The organism is Arthrobacter sp. B3I4, from assembly GCF_030816855.1.
Classification (GTDB): domain Bacteria; phylum Actinomycetota; class Actinomycetes; order Actinomycetales; family Micrococcaceae; genus Arthrobacter.
The window spans coordinates 2,562,057-2,584,359 of sequence record NZ_JAUSYK010000001.1; the positions used below are offsets into that span (position 1 = coordinate 2,562,057).

General features: G+C 67.7%; 18 protein-coding genes, 1 tRNA gene and 2 pseudogenes. 8 read left to right on the plus strand and 13 right to left on the minus strand.

The features are described 5' to 3' along the window. Positions 1–25: 25 nt before the first annotated feature. The 4 genes from arc to QFZ61_RS12225 all read right to left on the minus strand — a co-directional run bounded on the left by arc (position 26) and on the right by QFZ61_RS12225 (position 5,176). Entirely contained in the window at positions 26–1,828 is a 1,803-nt protein-coding gene (gene arc / locus QFZ61_RS12210) for a proteasome ATPase (RefSeq protein ID WP_307038176.1), read from the minus strand. A gap of 81 nt (positions 1,829–1,909) precedes the next feature. Beyond that, positions 1,910–3,079, minus strand: coding sequence for a tRNA (adenine-N1)-methyltransferase (locus QFZ61_RS12215; protein ID WP_307036371.1), 1,170 nt, complete (start codon positions 3,077–3,079; stop codon positions 1,910–1,912). A 152-nt stretch (positions 3,080–3,231) separates the two neighbouring features. Beyond that, positions 3,232–4,443, minus strand: coding sequence for a site-2 protease family protein (locus tag QFZ61_RS12220; protein WP_307036372.1), 1,212 nt, complete (start codon positions 4,441–4,443; stop codon positions 3,232–3,234). Then, positions 4,436–5,176: an HAD family phosphatase gene (locus QFZ61_RS12225; RefSeq protein ID WP_307036374.1), complete on the minus strand. Its 741-nt coding sequence runs from the start codon at positions 5,174–5,176 to the stop codon at positions 4,436–4,438. Before QFZ61_RS12225 ends, QFZ61_RS12220 begins: the two co-directional genes overlap by 8 nt. A gap of 121 nt (positions 5,177–5,297) precedes the next feature. Between QFZ61_RS12225 and QFZ61_RS12230 the strand changes: the two genes are divergently transcribed. After that, positions 5,298–6,203 carry a PAC2 family protein gene (locus QFZ61_RS12230; RefSeq protein ID WP_307036376.1) on the plus strand — a complete coding sequence of 302 codons (906 nt, stop codon included), beginning with the start codon at positions 5,298–5,300 and terminating at the stop codon, positions 6,201–6,203. Between the two features lie 121 nt (positions 6,204–6,324). Here QFZ61_RS12230 and mshC read toward each other — a convergent pair whose 3' ends face one another. After that, positions 6,325–7,608, minus strand: coding sequence for a cysteine--1-D-myo-inosityl 2-amino-2-deoxy-alpha-D-glucopyranoside ligase (mshC, locus tag QFZ61_RS12235; RefSeq protein ID WP_307036379.1), 1,284 nt, complete (start codon positions 7,606–7,608; stop codon positions 6,325–6,327). Between the two features lie 15 nt (positions 7,609–7,623). Then, positions 7,624–8,457, minus strand: coding sequence for an undecaprenyl-diphosphate phosphatase (locus QFZ61_RS12240; RefSeq protein WP_307036380.1), 834 nt, complete (start codon positions 8,455–8,457; stop codon positions 7,624–7,626). A gap of 50 nt (positions 8,458–8,507) precedes the next feature. Here QFZ61_RS12240 and QFZ61_RS12245 point away from each other — a divergent pair, with 50 nt between their 5' ends. Continuing rightward, a complete protein-coding gene (locus tag QFZ61_RS12245; protein WP_307036381.1) occupies positions 8,508–9,443 on the plus strand; it encodes an aldo/keto reductase in 936 nt (311 codons plus the stop codon). An 84-nt stretch (positions 9,444–9,527) separates the two neighbouring features. On the opposite strand, the pseudogene QFZ61_RS16970 reads toward QFZ61_RS12245, so the two are convergent. After that, a pseudogene (locus QFZ61_RS16970) lies at positions 9,528–11,350 on the minus strand (DUF222 domain-containing protein). Between the two features lie 309 nt (positions 11,351–11,659). Continuing rightward, on the minus strand, positions 11,660–11,926 hold the full coding sequence (locus QFZ61_RS12255) for a hypothetical protein (RefSeq protein WP_307036383.1): 267 nt from the start codon (positions 11,924–11,926) through the stop codon (positions 11,660–11,662). 39 nt (positions 11,927–11,965) lie between these two features. Here QFZ61_RS12255 and QFZ61_RS12260 point away from each other — a divergent pair, with 39 nt between their 5' ends. Next, positions 11,966–12,199 (plus strand): DUF5703 family protein, encoded by a 234-nt coding sequence (locus tag QFZ61_RS12260; protein WP_138769332.1) that lies wholly within the window; start codon positions 11,966–11,968, stop codon positions 12,197–12,199. A gap of 55 nt (positions 12,200–12,254) precedes the next feature. On the opposite strand, the gene QFZ61_RS12265 is transcribed toward QFZ61_RS12260, so the two are convergent. Continuing rightward, a complete protein-coding gene (locus QFZ61_RS12265) occupies positions 12,255–13,415 on the minus strand; it encodes an acyl-CoA dehydrogenase family protein (RefSeq protein WP_307036386.1) in 1,161 nt (386 codons plus the stop codon). Positions 13,416–13,447: 32 nt separating this feature from the next. Then, a pseudogene (locus tag QFZ61_RS12270) lies at positions 13,448–14,753 on the minus strand (M20/M25/M40 family metallo-hydrolase). A 150-nt stretch (positions 14,754–14,903) separates the two neighbouring features. On the opposite strand from QFZ61_RS12270, the gene QFZ61_RS12275 reads away from it, so the two are divergent. Beyond that, positions 14,904–14,986, plus strand: a tRNA-Leu gene (locus QFZ61_RS12275). A gap of 56 nt (positions 14,987–15,042) precedes the next feature. On the opposite strand, the gene QFZ61_RS12280 is transcribed toward QFZ61_RS12275, so the two are convergent. Genes QFZ61_RS12280 through QFZ61_RS12290 form a run of 3 tightly spaced genes read right to left on the minus strand, consistent with a single transcriptional unit; the run spans position 15,043 to position 18,621 of the window. Further along, entirely contained in the window at positions 15,043–15,801 is a 759-nt protein-coding gene (locus tag QFZ61_RS12280; RefSeq protein ID WP_307036387.1) for an SDR family NAD(P)-dependent oxidoreductase, read from the minus strand. A gap of 53 nt (positions 15,802–15,854) precedes the next feature. Further along, positions 15,855–18,095: a 4-alpha-glucanotransferase gene (gene malQ, locus QFZ61_RS12285; RefSeq protein WP_307036390.1), complete on the minus strand. Its 2,241-nt coding sequence runs from the start codon at positions 18,093–18,095 to the stop codon at positions 15,855–15,857. Next, a complete protein-coding gene (locus QFZ61_RS12290) occupies positions 18,088–18,621 on the minus strand; it encodes a hemerythrin domain-containing protein (protein WP_307036391.1) in 534 nt (177 codons plus the stop codon). Before QFZ61_RS12290 ends, malQ begins: the two co-directional genes overlap by 8 nt. Positions 18,622–18,799: 178 nt before the next feature. Here QFZ61_RS12290 and QFZ61_RS12295 point away from each other — a divergent pair, with 178 nt between their 5' ends. Genes QFZ61_RS12295 through QFZ61_RS12310 form a run of 4 tightly spaced genes read left to right on the plus strand, consistent with a single transcriptional unit; the run spans position 18,800 to position 22,260 of the window. After that, positions 18,800–19,153, plus strand: coding sequence for a TraR/DksA C4-type zinc finger protein (locus QFZ61_RS12295; RefSeq protein ID WP_307036394.1), 354 nt, complete (start codon positions 18,800–18,802; stop codon positions 19,151–19,153). A gap of 36 nt (positions 19,154–19,189) precedes the next feature. Then, positions 19,190–19,948, plus strand: coding sequence for a M50 family metallopeptidase (locus QFZ61_RS12300; RefSeq protein WP_307036396.1), 759 nt, complete (start codon positions 19,190–19,192; stop codon positions 19,946–19,948). A gap of 59 nt (positions 19,949–20,007) precedes the next feature. Further along, positions 20,008–21,072 carry a glutathione S-transferase family protein gene (locus QFZ61_RS12305; RefSeq protein ID WP_307036398.1) on the plus strand — a complete coding sequence of 355 codons (1,065 nt, stop codon included), beginning with the start codon at positions 20,008–20,010 and terminating at the stop codon, positions 21,070–21,072. Positions 21,073–21,081: 9 nt separating this feature from the next. Next, the gene (locus tag QFZ61_RS12310; protein WP_307036400.1) at positions 21,082–22,260 is read left to right on the plus strand and encodes a serine hydrolase domain-containing protein; all 1,179 of its coding nucleotides are present in this window, start codon (positions 21,082–21,084) and stop codon (positions 22,258–22,260) included. Positions 22,261–22,303: the final 43 nt, after the last annotated feature.

The window sequence follows — 22,303 nt, forward strand, 5'->3', positions numbered from 1 at the left end:
CCGGAACCGGCCGAAGGACCGGCCGTCACAGGTACTGGCCCGTGCTGGGCATCGTCTCGATGGACTTCCCGGGCTCCTGGCCGGCCTTACCTTGAACGATGGTGCGGATGTAGGTGATGCGTTCACCCTTCTTGCCCGAAATCCGTGCCCAGTCGTCGGGGTTCGTGGTGTTCGGCATGTCCTCGTGCTCACGGAACTCGTCCACCACGGCGTGCAGCAGATGGTCGATGCGCAGCCCCTTCTGGCCGGTGGTCAGCAGGTCCTTGATGGCGGATTTCTTGGCGCGGTCCACGACGTTCTGCACTACGGCACCGGAGTTGAAGTCCTTGAAGTACAGCATTTCGGTGTCGCCGTTGGCGTACGTCACCTCGAGGTACTCGTTGGACTTCTCGGTGGAGTACATGGCCTCCACCGTCCGCTGCACCATGGCATCCACGGTGGCCTGGATGTCGCCGTTGTGCTCGGCGAGGTCCGACTCGTGGAAGGGCAGGTCCCTGGTGATGTACTTGTTGAAGATGTCGGCCGCGGCTTCGGCGTCGGGACGCTGGATCTTGACCTTCACGTCCAGCCGCCCGGGCCGCAGGATGGCCGGATCGATCATGTCTTCGCGGTTGGACGCGCCGATCACGATGACGTTGTCCAGCCGCTCGACGCCGTCGATCTCACTGAGCAGCTGCGGCACGATGGTCGTTTCGACGTCCGACGAGATGCCGGTGCCGCGGGTGCGGAACAGTGAGTCCATCTCGTCGAAGAACACCACCACGGGGCTGCCCTCGGAGGCCTTCTCCCTGGCGCGGGCGAAGATCAGCCGGATGTGCCGTTCGGTTTCGCCGACGTACTTGTCCAGCAGTTCCGGTCCCTTGATGTTCAGGAAGTAGCTCTTCATGTCGGTCTTGCCGGCCCGTTCGGCGGCGCGGGCCGCCAAAGAATTGGCCACCGCCTTGGCGATCAGGGTCTTGCCGCAGCCCGGCGGGCCGTACAGCAGGATGCCCTTGGGGGCCTTGAGCCCGTGCTCCCGGTACAGGTCCGGGTGCAGGAACGGCAGTTCTACGGCGTCGCGGATCTGCTCGATCTGCGGTCCCAGGCCGCCGATGTCCTGGTAGGTGATGTCCGGGACTTCCTCGAGGACGAGGTTCTCGACCTCGGAACGGGGAATCTTCTCCAAGGCGTAGCCGGTGCGGGTGTCGACCGAGAGCGCGTCGCCCACGCGAAGCTTTTGCGCGAGCAGAGCCCCGGAGAGCCGGATGACCCGTTCTTCATCGGCCCGGCCCACCACGAGGGCGCGGTCCGAACCCAGCAGCTCCTTCAACGTGACAAGGTCCCCGGCGCGTTCATAGCCGAGCCCGGCAACCACCATCAGGGCCTCATTGAGCAGGACTTCCTGCCCGGCGGCGAGCTGGTTGATGTTCACGAGCGGGCTGATGCCCACCCTCATCTTGCGGCCGGCATTGAAGATGTCCACGGACTCTTCGGTGACGGCCTGGCCGCTGCCGGGGGCTGAGTGCCGCTTGGGGTTCAGCTGCAAAACGGTGCCGAAGCTGTACGGCGGCTGCCCCTCCTGGTCCAGGGCGTTTTTCAGCCGCAGGATCTCCGCTTTGGCCGTCTCGAGCATCCCGACGAGCTTGGCGTTGTTCTGCGTGGCCGCCGCGAGCTGGCGGTCGATGTGGCGGAGTTTGTCGCGCAGAATATTGACCTGCCGTTCCGCGACGGAAAGTTCGTTGGCCGCGTAACGCTCGGCGTCGGCCGTGCGCTCGGGCACACCGGCAGCGGCTACCGGAGCATCGTTGTCCGCGCCCGTGCGGCCGTGGTCGTTGTTCGGAGTCTCCATCATGCATCAGCCCCTTCAGTCCATCTATTAAGACCATAGCCCCAAGAGGGCGGGTGCTGCTGAAGACTTCCGAAATACGGACTAGTTCGTGACGTCCGGAGCGTCGACGACGTTCGTCCCGGCAAGCGCGTCGCGGGCCGCCCGCCGAAGCTTCTTATCGGACACCGCCCGTTCTCCCACCGCGCCGGGCGTCCAGGCATTGACATCCTCGGCGTCGAACTCGGTCTTGGAGGGCCGGCGCTTAACGGAGATGCCGGTGACGCCGTCGGCGAGCCTCCGGGTGACCAGCAGGAAGCCGGTGTGCGCCACCATCCGGTGGTCCGGGCGGACAGCCAGGCCTTCAAGGTGCCAGCCGCGGACCATGGATTCCCAGCCGTCCGGCTCCGTGAAACGGCCGTCGGCGCGGATGGCCTCGGCGGTGCGCGACAGCTGCGTCACGGTCGCGACGTAGTTGATCCAGACGCCGCCGGGCGCCAGCACGGTGGCCACGGCGTCGAGGCACTCCCAGGGGGCGAGCATGTCCAGCACCACGCGGTCCACCGAGCCAGGTTCTTCAGTCTGCAGGACCTGCTCCTGGAAGTCGCCGAGCGTGATCTGCCAGGCCGGGTGCGGGCCGCCGAAAATTGTCTCGACGTTGCCGCGGGCAATGTCGGCAAACTCGGCCCGCCGCTCGAAAGAGTGCAGGTAGCCGTTGTCCCCCACGGCACGCAGCAACGAGATGGACAGCGCGCCGGAACCGACGCCGGCTTCGACGACCCGGGCGCCCGGGAAGATGTCCGCCATCGTGACGATCTGCGCGGCGTCCTTGGGGTAGACCACGGCCGCGCCGCGCGGCATGGAGAGCACGAAGTCGGAGAGCAGCGGCCGCAGCGTCTGGTACTGCTGGCCGACATTGTTGACCACCACCGAGCCGTCCGGTTTCCCGATGATCTCGTCGTGGTTGAGGAAACCGCGGTGGGTGTGGAAGGCCCCGCCTGCCTCAAGGCTGATGGTGTTCATCCGGCCGCGCTCATCGGTGAGCTGCACCCGCTCACCCTCCCGGAACGGTCCGCGTCGCCGGTTGGCGCCGGTCGGTGCGGCCGCTGTTGCCGGGACGGCAGGCGCTGGGGCGGCAGCCGTGGCTGGGGCGCCATGTTCGGTGGCGCTGTCCACGCTGTCCACGCTGTTCCCTGCCGTGCTGTTCCCGGCGGTGGTGTTTCCCGCTGGCGTGCCGTCGGCGGCAGTGTCGTTCGCGGCAGTGTCGCTGCTCATGGAATGTTCCTCGCTCCTGTAAAGCTTCGGTTGCCGCGGATACGGCGGCGGGTAGCCGGCCGTGCCGGTGTGCCGGGGAATTCACGGCCGGCAGGTAACTCTACCGGTTTTCGTCCCGCTCATGGTTCTCACGGCGGCGCATGGCAGCGGTCCTAGCGCTCCGGCCGGGCGCCGGCGCGGCGGAGTTGGCGCTTGCCGGTGATGGTGTTCAGGACGGTGAGCTGGCGCAGCAGGCCGGTGATGGCTCCGGCGTCGTTGACCACCGCGTAGTCGGATCCTTCGAGCTGGGCGAGGTACGCGAGCAGTTCGGCGCCACGGTCGGAGTCCTTGACGTAGGCGCCGGCTGCGAGCGGGTAGGCCACCGCCGTTGCCGGGGTTCCGGGGGCCAGCTCGGGACGAACTTCCGCGGCGGATGATGCGTCGACGACCGCCACCGGCCGCCCGTCCTCGCTGCAGAGCAGGACCGCGGGCACGCCGGCCGGGGAGTGCCGCAGCACGTCCGCGACGCTGGCGGTATTGGGAAGGCCGACGGCGGGCTCGGCCAGTGCGGCCGCGTCGACCAGGTGCAGCCGGCTCCGGTACCGGGCCTGCTGGATGGAGGCTGTGGCGCCCAGCCAGAGGAAGCTTCCCACCAGGACCGTGATCAGCATCAGCGAGGTGTCCGGCCGGTTGCCGCTCAACAGGGGCAGCACCACGAACCAGACGGCGAGGGCGATGACGATGATCCTGCCGGCCCAGCCGGCCGCGATGGTGCCCCGCTCGTGGCTGCCGGTGGCCTTCCAGACCGCGGACTCCACCAACCGTCCGCCGTCGAGCGGCAGCCCGGGCAGGACGTTGAAGACGCCGATCAGGAGGTTGGCCCAGACAAAGATGTTCGCCAAGGGGTCCGCAAGGCCGGGAAGCGGGCCGGGCGCGACTACGAGCCAGCCCGCCCCGGCCAGGACCAAGTTCGCGGCCGGGCCGGCCATGGCCACCAGCACGGACTTCCCAGGCGAGGCGGTGAAGTTCTCGAACTGCGTGTGGCCGCCCCAGAGGTTCAGGACAATCTTGCTGGTGGGCCAGCGGTACAGCCGGGCGGTCAGGGCGTGAGCCAGTTCGTGGACCAGCACGGAGAGCAACAGCAGCACGGCGTACGCGAACGCAGCGAGGTAGGCGGTGGCCCCTGTCCCAGGGTAGTTATGGGTGAGGACCGGACCGTAGGCGACCACGGTGAATGCGGCGATGACGAACCACGAGTAGGCCAGGATGACGGGGATGCCAGCGATCCGGCCGAGCGGGATGCCGCCCCGCAGCGAGAACGGCTTGTCCTCGGCAGGCTTGTTGGTCCGCTGTCTTCCCGCTGCGCTGCCCGAGGGTTCAGTCATTGCGGCCACCGCCACTAAAGGGCGGGGGCGGCGCCGGGGCGGGTTCGTGGCGGAGCGTCAGGAGCTCTTCGAGGTCCGCAACAGTTCGCCCGGCCAAGGTCTCCCAGGTGGCGCGGCGCGGGTCGTGCGGCAGCGGAACAATGTGCGGAATGGCCACCGTGGCCACGCCGGACGCGACCGCCGCCGCAACCCCTGGAGCTGAGTCTTCGAGCGCGACGCAGTGCCGGTGCTCCAATTCCGGGTCGCTCTGCTGCAGGAGCTCCACGGCCGTCAGGTAGGCCTCGGGGTGCGGCTTGCCTTCCAGGACGGTGTCCCCGGTGACCAGGAATTCGAAATAAGGCTTGGGCAGGCTGGCGACGATTTCGCGGGCCAGCGGGGCCTCTGACATCGTCACGAGGGCGCAACGGATCCCTGCGGTGTGCAGCTCTTCCAGCAGTTCGCGGGCTCCGGGCCGCCACGGCACGGATTCCCGGACCAGGCTGACGACATGCCCGGTAAGGGTGTCGATGATCTCCCGGACTTCCAGCCCGACACCGGCCTCCTGCAGGATGCCGGCTGAGAACACCAGGGACTGGCCCACCAGCTGCATCGCCTTCTCGTGCGACCACTCGCCGCCGTGGGCTGCCACGAGGGCGTGTTCGGCTGCAATCCAATACTGTTCGGTGTCCACGATCGTGCCGTCCATGTCCCACAGCGCGGCTTTGAGCAGGGGCTGGGAAGCTGGCGATCGCATGCCCTCCAGTCTACGGTGCTGCGCCGGCGGGGCGCCCGGGGCTACGCCCGTGGCGAAGTTCAAGGGACTTGCGGCGCCCGCCTGCCTGCGCTCCCCCGGGTCTTCGTCGTAGGGTGAACACATGAATAGCTTCGAGCCAGAGTCCACGGAAACGGGCGCCGTGCCCGAGCCCGAGCGGCTGTTGCAGCCCGTGCCCGAGGGCCAGCGCATTACGGTAATGCTTGCGGCGTTCGAAGGCTGGAACGACGCCGGTGAAGCCGCGAGCGATGCCCTGCGCTACCTCAACAAGCTGTGGGGCGGGAAAAAGGTCGGTTCGATCGACGCCGACGAGTACTACGACTTCCAGTTCACCCGGCCCATGATCCGCCGCACGGCCGCGGGCGAGCGGAAGATCAAGTGGCCGTCGACCCGGATCTTCAAGGCCAGCGTCCCGGGCTCGAATGTGGATGTGATCTTCGTCCAGGGCACGGAGCCGTCCTACAAGTGGCGCGCCTACACAGCCGAACTGCTGGTCCACGCCGAAGCGCTGAAGGTCGATTACGTCATCCTGGTCGGCGCCCTGCTGGCCGATGTGCCCCACAGCCGGCCGATCCCGGTCAGCGCCTCGACGGACGACGCGGCCCTGCGCGAGCGGATGGATCTGGAAACTTCGCAGTACGAGGGGCCGGTCGGTATTGTCGGTGTGCTGGGGGAAGTGGCCCTGCTAGCCGGGTTGCCCACCATTTCGCTGTGGGCGGCGGTACCGCATTACGTGGCCCAGGCGCCGTCGCCGAAAGCCCAGCTGGCCCTGCTCCACCGGATCGAGGAACTGCTGCAGGTGCCACTGGACACCCAGGAACTGGTCGAGGACGCCGACGCCTGGGAACGGGGCGTTGACGAACTTGCTACCGAAGATCCCGAGATCGCCGCCTACGTGCGCCAACTCGAGGAAGCAAAGGACACCGTTGACCTGCCCGAGGCCAGCGGCGAATCAATTGCGCGCGAATTCGAGCGCTACCTCAAGCGCCGGGGCAAGGACAAGCCCTAAGAAGGGACACTTGCGGACGCTCGTCTGCCCAGGCGCTACGCAAGCGCTGGCGCCCCCGGAATTCCGGTATCGCCAGCGCTTTTTCGTGTCGCCGGGGAGTTTGCGCCTCGCCGGGGCCTGCCTAAAGTTCGACGCCGAGCAGCGCGTTGACGGCGTCGCCCACAAGGGCGGCGTCAGCGGCGGAAGCGGCGGAGGGCCCGGATGCAAGCGCGGCGGCAGCCCAGGCGTCCACGGCCGCGAGGGCGCGCGGGGCGTCCAGATCGTCGGAGAGGGCTGCCCGGAGCTCCTCGACGAGCGCTGCGCCCGAGCCCGACCGGGCCCGGTCCAGGGCTGAGCGCCAGCTGCGGAGCCGGTCCTTTGCCGCAGTGAATCCGTCCTCGGTCCAGGACCAGTCGCTCCGGTAGTGGTGCGCCAGAATCGCCAGCCGGATCGCGGCGGGTTCTTCGCCGGCAGCGCGCAGCTTGGACACCAGGACCAGGTTGCCCTTGGACTTGCTCATCTTTTCGCCGTCGAGACCCACCATGCCGGCGTGCGCGAAGTGCTTGGCCAGCGGGACGCCGGTCAGGGAGTAGGCGTGGCCCGCTCCCATTTCGTGGTGCGGGAAGACGAGGTCGGATCCGCCGCCTTGGACCGTGAAGGGCGCAGGCAGGTACTGCTGGGCGATGACGGTGCACTCGATGTGCCAACCCGGGCGGCCGTCGCCCAGTTCGCCGCCGGGCCAGCTCGGCTCACCTTCGCGGGCCACGCGCCAGAGCAGCGGGTCCAGCGCCTGCCGTTTGCCGCTGCGGCCGGGATCTCCGCCGCGCTCTGCGAACAGTTCGAGCATTTCGGCGTCGGACAGGTGCGAGACTGACCCCAAGGTCCAGGCGTCCCGGGCCTCCGCTGAGTGCTTGCCGGCCGCTTCGACGTCGTAGTAGACGTCGCCGTCGGACTCTCCAGCGGTACCGGAGACCCGGTACGCGAGGCCGCTGCGCACGAGAGATTCGATCGCGGGGACAATGCGCGGGATGGCCTCGACGGCGCCGACGTAGTTGTCGGGGGCCAGGACGTTCAGGGCTTCCATGTCGGTCTGGAACAGCTCGATCTGGCTCGCGGCGAGGTCACGCCAGTCCACGCCGGTGGCTGCTGCGCGCTCCAGCAGCGGATCGTCGACATCGGTGACGTTCTGGACGTAGGCAACCTGCTGCCGGCCGTCCCGCCAGGCCCGGTTGAGGAGGTCGAAGGCGACGTAACTGGCCGCATGTCCCATGTGGGTTGCGTCGTACGGGGTGATGCCACAGACGTACATGGACTGCTCCCCCGTCGCTTCAAGGGTGGCGAGGCCGCCCTGGGCGGTGTCGAAAAGTCGCAGCGCGGGCATGCGGCCCGGCAGCTGGGGAACAGGGCGGGAGGTCCAGGATTTCACCCTCCAAGCCTAGTGCTAGGCGCTGATGACATTGAAACCGAGCAGCAGATACAGCGCAAGGCCCAAGAAGATCCGGTACCAGACGAACAGGCGGTAGCTGCGGGTGGAGACGTACCGGAGGAACCAGCCGATGATGATGTAGCCCACCACGAAGGCAATCACCGTGGCGAGGCCGGTCTCGGGCAGGCCGTAGGGACCGGTGATCCCTTCCTTGCTGACCACCTTATACAGCTGGTACAGACCGCTGCCAAACACCGCCGGAATGGCCAGCAGGAAGGAGTACCGGGCTGCGGCTTCGCGGGTGTAACCCATCAGCAGGCCCGCGGTGATCGTGCCGCCGGAGCGGGATACCCCGGGGACCAGAGCCAGCGCTTGCGCCAGGCCGTAGAGGATGCCGTGCTTGTAGCTGAGCCTGGTAAGGTCGCGTTCCTGGCGGCCGACGGCGTCGGCGACGGCGAGAATCATGCCAAAGGCGATCAGCGTCGTGGCGACGATCCACAGGCTCCGGAGCACCGATTCGATCTGGTCCTGGAAGAGCAGGCCCAGCACGATGATGGGGAGGCTGCCCAGGATCACGAGCCAGCCCATGCGGACGTCGGGATCCTGCCGGGACACCTTGCCGGTGAGCGAGCCGAACCACGCTTTGACGATCCGCACAATGTCGCGCCAGAAGTAAACGATCACCGCGGTCTCGGTGCCCAGCTGGGTAATGGCTGTGAATGCTGCCCCGGGGTCTGCGGCGTCCGGCAGGAACGCCCCCACGATCCGCAGGTGGGCGCTTGAGGAGATGGGGAGGAATTCTGTCAGTCCCTGCACAAGGCCCAGAAAGGCCGCTTCTAACCAGTTCACGCTTATAGACCCTACGTTATGGAGTTCCGAAGCATCGTAAGCTTGCAGGCATGCAGCAGCGTTATGTCGGCAACAGTGGTTTGCGTGTCTCGTCCGTGTCCCTTGGCACCATGTCGTGGGCCGGTGAGACCGATGAGCAGGATGCCTCGGCCTTGCTCCGGGCGTTCCTCGACGGAGGCGGTACGCTCATCGACACCGCGGCCTCCTATGCCGGCGGCCGGGCTGAGGCAATGCTCGGCAGCATGCTCGGCGACGTCGTCGCCCGCTCCGAAGTTGTGGTCTCCACCAAGGCCGGACTGACGACGTCGGCGGGGCGCCGCAGCGTTGATACTTCGCGCAACGGAATGCTCTCCGGTCTGGATGCGAGCCTGGCACGGCTTGGGACCGACTACGTGGACATCTGGTTCGCCCACGCCTGGGACCCCAACGTGCCGTTGGAAGAGACACTCTCCGCCCTCGAGTACGCGGTCCGTTCAGGCCGCGCCCGCTACGCCGGCGTCTCCAATTTCAACGGCTGGCAGACTGCCAAGGCAGCCGCCATCGCCGGTTTCCCGCTGGTCGCCTGCCAGGCGGAGTACTCCCTGGTGCAGCGCAAGGCGGAGGCAGAGCTGATTCCCGCCGTGGAAGACGCGGGGCTCGGTCTGATGGCCTGGGCGCCACTGGGTCGCGGCGTGTTGACGGGCAAGTACCGCGGACACATCCCCGCCGACTCGCGGGCTGCGGACCAGAAGCTGGCCAGCTACGTGGAACCGTACCTTGAGGGCAGCGCGTCCAGGGTGGTTGAGTCCGTCGCGATGGCGGCCAAGGGGCTGGGCCGGAGCGCCTTGGACGTGTCGTTGAGTTGGCTGCTGTCACAGCATGGAGTCGCCACCGCGGTGGTCGGCGCCCGGACGCCCGTCCAGTTGAAGGAGATCCTGGACGCGGTGCTGACGCCGTTGCCGCCGGAGATCGCCGTGGCACTCGAGGACGTCTCAAGCCCAGCCTGATCAAGGCGGCACCGGCTGCCTCCGCCCGAGGAGCCTCGAGCGCGGCGTGAGAACTCCGCCCACAGGCCCACGGCGCGCTGCCCGTCATGAGCGGAAGTAGTGGTTTTGTCTTGGTGTTTGGCGTGGGTCGAGGTGGGGTGCGGGATGAACCATGGGACGCCGCTTCTTAGTTGGATGGTCCAGGCTTCTTTGTGGATTAGATGGTCGTGGTGGGAGCAGAGGAGTGTTCCGTTGTCGGTGCTGGTGGTGCCGCCGCGGGACCAGTAGGTGATGTGGTGGGCTTCGCACCAGGACGCGGGGATGGTGCAGCCGGGGAAGGTGCAGCCCTGGTCGCGGGCGGTGAGGGCTTTGCGGATGTGGGGCGGGAAGACCCGGCTGGTGCGGCCGATGTCCAGGACCCGGCCCTGGGAGCCGAGCAGGACGGGGATGATGTCCGCGTCGCACGCAATTTTGCGGATGGTTGAGGCGGCGACGGGTCCGGTGAAGGCCAGGGTCCCGGTTCCGGTGAACCCTAACGGCCCGGCCCCGCCGCAGCTGACCCGGGGCCCCAAGCCGGTGGTGTTGCCGCCGTTGCGGAAGCTGAATTCCTTACCACCCTCGGCGCTTTGGCCGGTGACCCACCCGAAGCCTTGGCCGAAGCTGAATCCGTTACCGCTCTCCGCGTTGGTGGTGGTGACGCTGTTGCCGAAGCTGAATCCGTTAGCGCCGGTCTCGGCGTCGGCGCCGCCCCAGGCCCCTGTCCCGGCTGTGGCTGTTGTGGCGGCAGCTGTATTGGTGGTGGTGTTTTGGAGGCGGTCGAGGAGGTCGCGGTAGTCGATGGTGACCATGACCTGGGGTCGGAGTCCGCCGGTCGCGGGCATGCCGCCGGAGGCGAGGGCGACTTTGGATGCGCCGACGAGGCCGTCGAGGAGTTTCTGCGGCCGGGACCGCCAGTCCAGACCCGGAACGAATACCTCCTGCTCGGCCGCGTCACCCGGGTTCCCGGCCGCGAGGGTTCCCCCGCCGTTGCTCCCCGCAGTGACGGTTGCGGCGGTGCCTTCTGTGGCGGCGCCCTGGCTGCCAACTCCTGCTGTTCCCCTGGTGCCGGGGGTGCTGGTGGCGGGGTTGGGGGTGCGGGGGTTGGTGGCGGTGTTCATTGCGGTGAGGAGGTGTTCGAACTGTTCGTTGGTCGCGAAGATTTCCAGGTGCTGCAACCCGTGGCGGGGCCGGCGGATGAACACGCCCTGAAGCTGGCGCAGGAGCTCCTCGGAAGGTTCTCCGCCGTCCTGGTCGATGCCGTCCACCCAGCGCCGGGCCAGCCGGGACAGGAAGTCCGGGTCATGCTCGGCCGCGGCCAGGGTCAGGGAGTGTTCCATCCGCGCCGCGGTCTCCGCATCGCAGAGGGGCCGGACCCGTTCCAGGGCCTGGTTGATGATCGTCGCTGACCGGGTCGGGACATCCCCGGCAGCGAACGCGTCGGCGAGTTCCTCGTGCACCGGCGGCAGCCGGTCCCCGGTGATGCCGGTGCGCGGCAGCACGGTGCGGGCCAGGGACAGGCGGCGGTGCGCTTCGGCGGCGCTGATCTGCAGCCGGTCCCGCAGGAAGTCCTCGGTCCGGCGGTACCCGTCTTCCCCGGCCGGGACCGCGTCCGGGGCGGACGTCCGGGTCCGGTCCACCGCGCCGGCGGCCATAACCTGCAGGTACTCCAGGGCACGGCCGGCTTCCTCGATCTGCCCGGCGTACGCCGCCGCGTCGCGGAAACCCAGCCCCGCGGTGTCCGTGGCAGCGGTTGCCGTCAGCTCACGCAACTGGCCCAACACATCATCCAACAATGGAGTCGTCGGCCCGGTCTCCAGCGGCGGGGCGCATCGGCCATCAGCGTCCGGCCGGGTGGCCGGTGAAGAGGTGACCGCTGCGCTGGTTCCCATGAACTAATCCTGCCGCAGACCTATGACAATTAACTGTGCTGCAGAATGATCGGCCGCCGGCACACCGGGTTCGGCGCCGGGCAACGGAACCCGGCGGCCGTCAGCGTCCGGCCGGGTGGCCGGTGAAAAGGTGACCGCTGCGCAGGTTCCCATGACCTAATCCTGCCAGGGACCTCAGACAATCATCGCCGAACAGGAGGCCGGACATTTGATGGGGTGAACGGGCAGTGGCTGAAAGTAACGCCGAGTCCCGGAAATGACGCTGCGGCCAGGGGGCGCGAAAGTAACCGGCCGATCCCCCATGTGGCTTTAGTCCTGCAGCAGTTCGAGGTCTTCCTCGTCGTCGACCTCTTCGCTCTCTTCTTCGTCATCTTCTTCATCGATGACCTGAAGCGGCGTCACTTCGCCATACGCTTCGTAAAGAGAGTCGTCGTAGACTTCAAAGGCATCGGCCACCGCAAAATAGGCCGCTTCGACCGCGGGGTCGCCATCGCTGCGCCGCGCCGCCGCAGCAGCGAGGTGTTCCTCCATGGCGGCGGTGAGAGACTCAAGCGCGACACGCGGATCGATGCTCATGACTTCACGTTAGCCCGAATAAGACGAAAATGGAGAGCAATGAAGGAACATTTTCTCAGCAGCTCAGTCCGTCGGGAACGGGACTATGCCAGGCAGTACGAGTACCTCGTGCTGACCGTCAGCCCTGAAGATTCCCTGCCCGAGGCTCGCCGCCTCCTGGCCGCCCACTCCGAGTACGGCAAGTGGGAACTGGAGCGCAGCGTGCTCTACGTAGGCGGCGGGCGACGCTTTTGGCTCCGCCGAAAGGTGATCCAAGTCCAGCGCACCGTCTAGACCGCTGCAGGCCCCCGGAGGCCCCGAATCGCGGGAGACGCCGAAGCGCAAGCCCTCAGGGCTCGATGGGACCCAGCCACGCGTTGGCCACTGTTCCGTGCGCCGACTCGTCGTCGGACGGGTGGAACATGCCAGCGAGCACGTCCCGGTAGAGGCGTTCAAGTTCGGCGCCGCGGAAATAACTGGAGCCGCCGGAGACCCGGATCGCGAGGTCCACCACCGTGCGCGCGGTTTCCGTGGCGCGCACCTTGACCCCGACGAGCTTCGGGAACCACTGCCCGCCGTGGTCGGCGAGGGCGTCGACGTCGGCCGTTACTGCCGCGAGATAGGGATAAAGCGCGTCCATGGCCATGGCCGCCTCTGCAACCTTCCACCGGATGTCCGGGTCCTGGGCGTAGCTGCGGCCGCCGTTCTTGAATGAGGTGCGACGCTTGACTGCCGCCACACCGAGCTGCAGCGCGCGTTCCCCGATCCCTGTATAGACCGCCGCCAGCAACGTTTCGAAGCACGCGAAAATCGCGAAGATCAGCGGGTCGGCGTTCGGCCCGACCGGCAGCTTGCGGAAGATCCGCTCGGGCGGCACGACGGCGCCCTTCAGCAGCGTGGTGTTGGACTGGCTGGCCCGCATCCCCAGCGTGTCCCAGTCGGAGAGGATTTCGTACCCGGGTGTTTCGCGGTCGATGAACCCGTGGACGAGTTCGCCCTGGCCGTTCCGGGCGTCGCCGTCCTTGCCGAAGATCCCCAGCCTGGTCCAGGCGGGCGAAAGGCTCGTGAAAATCTTCCGTCCGGTGAAGCGGTAGCTTCCGTCGGGCAGCGGTGCGGCCTCGGTCCGGGAATCGAAGAGCACGGAATCGTTCCCGGCCTCAGAGTTGCCGAAAGCGAAGATCTCCCCCTGCGCGGCCTCCTTCAGGACGAAGTCCAGAGAGGTGTCGCCGCGGGCGGCCAGGACATGCGCGACGCCGGTCCAGACCAGGTGCATGTTGATGGCCAGTGCCGTGGCCGGGGCTGCGGTGGCCAGCCGCCGCTGCAGCTGCGCCGCTCCGGCGAGTCCGAGGCCCAGGCCGCCGTCGGACTCCGGGACGAAGATCTTCAGGTAGCCTGCTTCGTCCAGTTCGTGGAGGTCGTCGGTAAAGAAGGCGTTGTCACGGTCGTAGCCGGCGGCGCGGCCGCGGATCCGCTCCATCAGCTCAACGGGCAGGATCTCTTCGGGCGTCATGTCGTGGGGAACCGTTTCTTGTTGCGTTCTGCTCAGTAGTTGGTGAGGAGGGTGTTCAGCACGCGCGCCCCGAACTTCAGCGAGTCGGCCGGCACCCTCTCGTCGACGCCGTGGAACATGCCGGTGAAGTCCAGCTCATCGGGCAGCATGAGCGGTGCGAAGCCGTAGCCGGTGATGCCGAGCCGGCTCAGGGACTTGTTGTCCGTGCCGCCGGAGAGCGTATACGGAAGGACCTTCGCTTCCGGGTCCTCGGAGTGCAGCGCGTCGATCATGGAGTCGACGAGGTTGCCGGCGAACGGGACCTCCAGTGAAACGTCCTGGTGGACGTAGCTGACGTCGACGCCGGTGCCTGCCAGTTCGCGCACGATCTCCAGGACCTGCTCCTGCTGGCCTGGCAGTGTCCGGCAGTCCACCAGCGCCTCGGCGGACTCGGGGATGACGTTGTGCTTGTAGCCGCCCTTGAGCAGCGTGGGGTTAGTGGTGTTCTGCAGGGTGGCGCCGACGAAACGGGCCACCGTCCCGAGTTCCTTCAGGATCTTGTCCGGGTCGTCGGGATCGAATTCCACGCCGGTCAGTTCCGTCACGCCGTCGAGGAACTGCCGGGTGGTGGGGGTCAGCTCCACCGGCCAGCGGTATTCGCCGATCCGGGAGACAGCGCTGGCGAGCCGGGTTACGGCGTTGTCAGTGTTGATCTGGGAACCGTGCCCTGCCCGGCCGTGCGCCACCAGGCGAAGCCAGGAAAGACCCTTCTCGGCGGTTTGCAGCAGGTAGGTGCGCTGGCCGCCGATGGTGGCGGAGAAGCCGCCCACTTCCGAGATCGCTTCCGTGGCGCCGTCGAAAAGTTCGCGGCGGTGCTCGACGGCGTAGCCGGCGCCGAACTTGCCGCCAGCTTCCTCGTCGGCAAAGAAGGCAAAAATGATGTCGCGCTTTGGCTTGCGTCCGGTGCGGGCAAAGTCGCGTAGCACCGAGAGGATCATGGCGTCCATGTCCTTCATGTCGACGGCGCCGCGGCCCCAGATCAGCCGCGTCCTTAAGTTCGGCACCGAAGGGATCCACCGACCACTGCTCACGCAGCGCGGGAACGACGTCGAGGTGACCGTGCACCACCAGGGCGCTGGCCGAGGGATCCTCGCCCGCCAATCGCGTGACGACGTTGGCCCGCCCCGGCGCCGACTCGAAAATTTCGGCCTCGAGTCCGACTTCCGTGATGAGTCCGGCCGTGTACTCGGCGGCTGCGCGCTCCCCCGGGCCGGAGCCGTCACCGTAGTTGGAGGTGTCGATCCGGATCAGTTCCTGGCAGATCCGAACGACTTCATCTTCGGGCCGAACTTCAGTCATAGCGCTCCTCGTGGCAGTGGCTCAGTGCTACTTCAGCCTACCCACTCGCCCCGATTATTTGTTTCCCGAATCTCCGTGCTAGAGTCTTTCTCGCTGCTTCCGAGAAAAGCAAAACGCTGAAAGGCGAAATTCTTCCCGGAAATACCACCTGCGCGGGTGGCGGAATGGCAGACGCGCTAGCTTGAGGTGCTAGTCCTCGAAAGGGGGTGGGGGTTCAAGTCCCCCTCCGCGCACAAGGGAAAGGCCCCGGAATTCAACGATTCCGGGGCCTTTTGCGTGTCCCGGCTGGTCACACCGCGGTGTATCCCCCGTCGATCAGGTAGTAGCCGCCGGTGACGAAGGAAGCCTCCTCGGAGAGGAGGAAGCACACTACATGGGATACCTCCTCGGCCGTCCCAAGCCGGCCAAGCGCATGCTTGCCGGCGAGTGCGTCCATGATGTCGGGCGTGAGGTTGTTCTCCAAAAGCGGTGTCCTGATGTAGCCGGGACCAACACAGTTGATGCGCAGGCCCTGCAGACCGTACTCAGCGGCGGCATTCTTGGTGATACCCACGACCCCGTGCTTGGCGGCAGTGTAGGCTCCGTTGCCCGGAGCAGCGACGGTGCCGTGGATCGAGGCCATGTTCACAATGGCGCAGTTCTGCGCACCGGCCTGGAGCATCTGCGGGATCTGGTACCGCATGCCGTAGAGCACACCGTTGAGGTTGATACCGATGACCTTGTCCCACTCATCGAGGTCTGTTTCGCCGGCCGGGGCGGCCTTCCCGCCGATGCCGGCGTTGTTGACCGCCAAATGCAGTCCGCCGTAGGTGTCCACGGCGTGCCGGACCGCCATCTCGGAATCCTCCTTCCGAGCGGTGTCCTGCCGTACCGCGGACGCGGTCCCGCCCGATGCGCCGATCTCCTCGACGACCCGCTGGGCGGCATCAAGGTTGATGTCCGTGACGACCACGCTGGCACCTTTGGCGGCCAACTCCTTGCTGATGGCTTCGCCAAGACCGGACCCTCCCCCGGTAACGAGCGCGACCTTATTCGTGAACTGAGCCATGTTTGTACCTCCCGGTCCGCACCGCGGCGGCGCCGCAGTGACCACGGCTTACGCTACCGCTGCGCCCCTGCCGGGTGAAGTGCCTGCTGGACCGTCCGCAGCAGGGAACAGAACCTGGCGTTCTCCGGCAGTTCGTCCAAGAGGACGACGCCGTCCGGTCCGGCAAGCGGGATGCGCCAGTTGGGGTACTCCGTGCTGCTGGTCCCCGGCTGGTTCTGGGTGCGGGTCTCCCCCACGGCATCAACCAGCGCCACGCCCAGCAGCGATGATGGCGTGAGGGCGGTGAACGCATACAGGGCTTCGACGGTTTCCTGCACCCCTGCCGCCTTCGGCGACGCGCCCTGAGGCGCGCCCAGCAGCCCGCGCTGCCGGACCAGTGCCAGCACCGCTTCCTGCTCCACGGCGTCGGCGGCCCGTTCTTCCTCGACCGGACGCCGCAGCAGGCCCAGGGATTCGCGCAGGGTGACGTGTTCGCCGGCCAGGTAGCCGGCGGTGGGCGGCAGATCGTGGGTGTTCACGCTCGTGAGGCATTGCTGCCGGTAGCGCTCCGGGGCCAACGGGCCGGCGTCGTCGCGCTCAAACCACAGGATGGAGGTGCCGAAGACCCCCCGTTCGGCCAGATAGTCCTGTACCCACGGTTCGAAAACCCCGAGGTCCTCTCCGATGACTATCGCCCCTGCGCGCTGCGCCTCCAACGCGAGGATGCCGATCAGGGCTTCGTGGTCGTAGTAGACATAGGTTCCCTCGCCTGGTTCCCCGCCCTCGGGAATCCACCACAGCCGGAACAGACCCAGGATGTGATCCACCCGGATGCCGCCGGCATGGCGCAGGACGGTGCGCAACATGTCCCGGTAGGCGGCATAACCGGAGTCGGCCAGCTTCGCCGGGTGCCAGGGCGGCTGGGTCCAGTTTTGGCCCTGCTGGTTGAACATGTCCGGCGGCGCACCGACGGTGATGCCCTGGGCGAGGACTCCGGACAGCGTCCAGGCATCGGCGCCGGCGAGCTGGACCCCGACGGCCAGGTCCTGAATGACGCCGATGCCCATGCCGGCCCGCTGCGCCTCGTGCTGGGCCGCCTCAAGCTGCTGGTCACAAATCCACTGCAGCCAGCGGTAGAACTCGATCCGGTCCCCGAGCGCTGCCCGTTGCGCTGTGCAGAACCCGGTATCCGGGGACGTTGCGGCTTCGGCCCACTCCGGCGCCGAAGGAGAATATTTCTCCGTCAGCGCGCACCACAGGGCGAAGTCGTCGAGTCCTTTTCCCTGGGTGGCGCAGAAGTTCCGGAACCGGCGTTCGCGGGCCGGACCGCGGCGGACGAGGAACACCTGCTCAAGGGCGGTCAGCTTGGCCGCGTAGCTGGCGTTCCGGTCCAGCAGTCCCGCGTCCCGGTTCGCAGCCTGCAGGCGGGATGCTTGTTCCTGCGTGCCCGCCAACGCCGCTGCATCAAGATAGGCGTATTCCGGTATGTCCTCCACGCGGATGTACAGCGGGTTGAAAAACCGTCTCGTCGTCGGCAGGTAGGGCGAGTCCTCGACCGGTGGTGTGGGTTCGGCGGCGTGCAGGGGGTTGACCAGCACGAATCCTGCGCCCTCCGCAGCGGATACCGCTGCCAGATCGGCCAGATCGGCGAAGTCGCCGATCCCCCACGACCGGGAGGACCGCAGCGAGTAAAGCTGCGCCGTGAGGCCCCAGCTGCGGCGGCCGGCCAGTTCTTCGGTGGTCCGCAGCCGCTGCGGAGTCACGACCAGCGGGCACTCGGCGCGGCCTGCGTCCGTCTCCGCGACGATCGTATGCCAGCCAAGGTCAAGAGCGCCGGGAACGGTGAAACCTGCGCGGGCGGTGGTGACGCCGTCGACGTCCCTCGGCTCCGCCGGGCTCTCCACCTGGCGGACCTCGTGACGGGTTCCGTCTTCCGCGACGACGGTGACACTCACCGCTGCCCCCTGCGGTGCATGGACGTTGAACGAGGCCGGCATGCCCTCCCGTGCCATCACGACGGGCGGCAGGAGCCGGCGCCAGGGTGCCAGGCCGGCGTCTGTCAGCGAGCGCCGGAGCTCGTCCGGGCCTGCGCACGGCATGTCCAAGGCGCTGAGGACGTGCCGCAGCGTGGCGGCCGATACTGCTCGTTCGGACCCGTCCCAGCCTCGGTAGGAGGTGCCCACCCGGTGCGCCGCGGCCAGCTCACGCAGCAGCGTGTCGGCGTCGTTCGCCGTACCGGGAACGATGGTCGGGCTGTCCCCTGCTTCTTCCCCGCCCGTTTCCCTGACGAACTCTCCCCGGGGCGCGTCAGCCATTGACCGCGCCGGGCTTGTGGCGGTGGGCGTCATGGACGTGGGCTTCCCCGACCAGTTCGTGCAGACCCGCGACGGCGGTGGCAAGGCTCAGGTCGGGTGACTCGACGATGAATGGCATCAGCAGCCGGTTCTCCTTGTCCAGGTGCAGGGCGAAGATCTGGCCGATCGCTCCGGCGGCGACGGCAGCATCGACGCCCGCCGAGGCCCGCAGCTTTTCCACCAGCCCAACGATCACCTGATGCTCGGCCAGCATGCCCGCCACCAGCAGCCGACCTTCCGGAGCGGCGGCCGGTCCGCCGTACAGCGGGCCTTCCTCGGCGAGCGCATGGGGAACGAGCTCCGTCTCGCACCACTCGACCAGCACGCCGTGGGCGTCATGTTCCGCTACGGCGTCGCCGGCTTTCACTGCATGGGTGAGGGCGGCGACGAGCGCGTTGAGGCGGGTGAGCATCCCCGCATGGTGTGCCTCAACCGCGGCGAGCGCGTGCGCTTCCTCGCCGGCGTCCTTGGCATTGGGCGTGGTCATGGCGTCTCCTGCCCCGGGGAAATTCGGTCCCGTTAGATCTAGTTGCCACCGTATGCGCTTCACACTACTGGCGGTCCGGCCGCAGGCATAGGCCCGGTCCAGCCGGAGCGCCCGGCCCCGGGCTGGCGGAGGCAGGCGTTTCGTCTCTGCGCGGGACGCCGCGCTAGCCTTGCACCCTATGGTTGACGTCGAACGGTTCCGGGACCTGCTGTTGCAGGAGCGGGAACGGAAACTTGCCCTGCTGCCCGCCCTCCGCCGGGACATCACCTCGGTGAACGCCGCCCGGCAGGACTCGAACGTCGACGACGAGCACGATCCCGAAGGCTCGACGATCGCTTTCGAACTCTCGCAGGCTGCCGCGTTGCTGGCACAAAGCAGGGCCGGACTCACCCAGATCGAGGCCGCATTGGCCCGGATCGACGCCGGTACCTACGGCATCTGCGCGGTCTGCGGCGGCCAGATCGCCGAAGGCCGGCTGGAAGCACGGCCGTCGACCCCGTACTGCATCCTCCACTCCGCCGGAAAGGCTTAGAGCAACGATGAGCACCGGCTCGTGAAGAGCGCCGTGATGACACTGTCCGCTGAGGACCTGGCCGGGACGTGGTGGCAGCGTATTCTCGCCGGCTTCAGCCACGCCCCCGTCCCGGTCGTGACAGGCACCGAGTTGCTGGTGGTGGCCGGCCTCGCGGTGGCCCTGTCTTTGCCCCGGGCCAGTTGGCGGTATTTCGGGCTGCTGGCCACCGTGACCCATGAGCTGGGCCACGCCTTCGCAGCGCTTCTCACCGGCCAGCGGCTTGGCGGCATCCGGCTCAGCCTGGACCACTCCGGGACGACCACGAGCTACAGCCGGCGTCCGCTCGCGGCTGCCTGGTCCACGTTCTGGGGCTACCCTGTTCCCGCCGTGGTCGGCGCAGCCATGGTGTGGTCCGGCTTCAACGGCTGGGGCCCCGCGGCCATGTCCATCGGCACGCTGGTCCTGCTGGCCTCGTTCCTCTTCCTGCGCAACGGGGTCGGCGTGCTCATCACGGCAACGGCAGTGCTGGCGGCGGCACTCCTGGTGTTGTTCGTCCCGGCCGGCTTCATCGGGCACGTGATGATCGGCCTGGGCCTGGCGCTGCTGGTGGCGGCGGTGCGGGACCTGGCCAAGCTGGTCGCTGTCCATACCCGGCACCGCAGCCGGCTGTCGACGTCGGACGCGTACCTGCTGTCACGGTCGACGCGGCTGCCGGCGTTCGTCTGGATTGCCCTGTTTACCGCGGTCGTCGGTGCCGCCTGGTGGGTTGCGTGGCAGCCGATGGCAGTCGTCGTCGCCGGCCTGCTCGGTTAGCGGCGGTTGCGTTGCGGCCCTGGCCGCTCCGGGTTTGGTGTTCGGCATAGGCTGGGAGCATGAGCGAGCAAACGAACACGGACCAGGCTTTCAGCACCCGCGGCGCCTACGTCACCGGCGGGGCGGAGTTCAACCGGGACACCAACTACATCGAGGACCGGATTACCCGCGACGGCGCCCCGGGCGCCAGCGGTGAACCCGGCTGGCCGGTGGAGCCGGGACGCTACCGGCTGATTGCGGCCCGCGCGTGCCCCTGGGCCAACCGCACGGTGATAGTGCGGCGGCTCCTGGGCCTCGAGGACGTCATCTCGCTCGGCCAGCCCGGCCCCACCCATGACGCCCGCTCCTGGACGTTCGACCTTGACCCCGACGGCAAAGACCCGGTTCTGGGCATTGAACGGATCCAGGAAGCCTACTTCCGCCGGTTCCCGGACTATCCGCGCGGCATCACGGTGCCCGCCATCGTCGACGTCCCCACCGGCGCGGTCGTGACCAACAACTTCCCGCAGATCACGCTGGACTTCTCTACCGAGTGGAGGGAATTCCACCGCGAAGGCGCCCCTGACCTGTACCCCGAGGCGCTCCGGGAGGAAATCGATGCCGTCAACAAACGGGTCTTCACCGAAGTGAACAACGGTGTCTACCGCTGCGGGTTCGCCGGTTCCCAGGAAGCCTATGAAGCGGCCTACGACCGGCTGTGGACGGCACTGGACTGGCTGGAGGAACGGCTCACCGGGCAGCGCTACCTCGTGGGTGACACGATCACCGAAGCAGATGTGCGGCTGTTCACCACGCTCGCACGCTTCGACGCCGTCTACCACGGTCACTTCAAATGCAACCGGCAAAAACTCAGCGAAATGCCGGCGCTGTGGGCCTACGCGCGGGACCTGTTCCAGACCCCCGGCTTCGGGGACACCACCGACTTCGTCCAGATCAAGCAGCACTACTACATCGTCCACGAGGACATCAACCCGACCGGTATCGTCCCGAAGGGACCGGACCTGGCCAACTGGCTCTCCCCGCACGGACGCGAGGCGCTGGGTGGCCGGCCGTTCGGCAACGGCACACCGCCCGGCCCGGTCCGGCCCGGCGAAGAGGTCGCTGCCGGGCACGGCGCGCGGTAGGCAGGGGTGATGGGTCTTTCGACCGGTCCGTGCACCGACACGCCGGCCCCGGCCCTGTCAGTCGGAACGGCCGCCCCGGAGTTCGAAACGGTCCGCAACCTCTTTGACTCGTTCCTGGCCCAGGACCGGCAGTACAGCGCGCAACTTGCCGTCTATCGGAACGGCAGCAAGGTGCTGGACCTCAGCGGCGGTCCCGGCCTCGGCCCGGGGGACATTACCGGGACCTACTCCTGTTCCAAGGGTGCCGCCGGCTTGGTTATCGCCTTGCTGGTCCAGGACGGACTGCTCGACCTGGACGCCACCATGGCGTCCTACTGGCCCGAGTTCGGGGCGCACGGCAAGGACCGGGTCACCGTCCGCGAGGCGCTCGCCCACCAGGCCGGCGTGCCGGGCATCGCCGGCGGCCTGGCGCTGGAGGAGTTCCCGACGCCGGAGGCCGCCCGCCGCCTCGCCGCCCTGACCCCGCTCTGGCGGCCCGGCAGCGCTTTCGGCTACCACGCGCTGACGATGGGCATCCTGATGGAGGAGCTTTGCCGCAGAGTCGCTGGCCGCAGCCTGCAGGAACTGTTTGATGAACGCCTCCGCCAGCCGTACGCGGTCGACTTCTTCCTGGGCCTGCCGGAAGACGAGGAACCGCGCTTCCGGGGGGTGCTGTTCACCACGGTTCCGGACAGTGCGTTCCCCGACAGTGAGGTGCCGGACAACGGCTGGCTGGATCCGCTCAGCCTGGCCGGGGTGTCCGGCAACGCGCCGGTGAGCAGCATCCTGGAACTCCCCAACCACCGCGTGATCCGGGCCGGCGGAATGAGCAGCGCCGGCGGGATCGGTTCCGCGGACGGACTCGCACGGCTGTACGCTGCCGCCACCACCGGGGTCGAGAAACTGCCCGCCTTCCTGACACCGGCCACCATCGACGCGATGACCGAGGAACAGGTCTGGGGCCTTGACCGCTGCTCCGGGCAGGACGACGCCTTCGCCGTGGTCTTCATGAAGCCGCACCCGGGCCGCGATTTCGGCAGCCACCTGGCGTTCGGCCACGAAGGAGTCAACGGCGCCCTCGGCTTCGCCGACCGGGGCTACGGAATCGGCTTCGGCTACGTACCCCGGCGCAGTGAGGAAGGACGCACCAACGGCAGGGCGCAGCGGCTGTCCGCCGCGGTGCGCCAGGCCTGCGCGGAGTCCGCGTGACCCCTGCCCGGCGCCGCAACTGGGGCCGCGGCAGGGTTCGTCC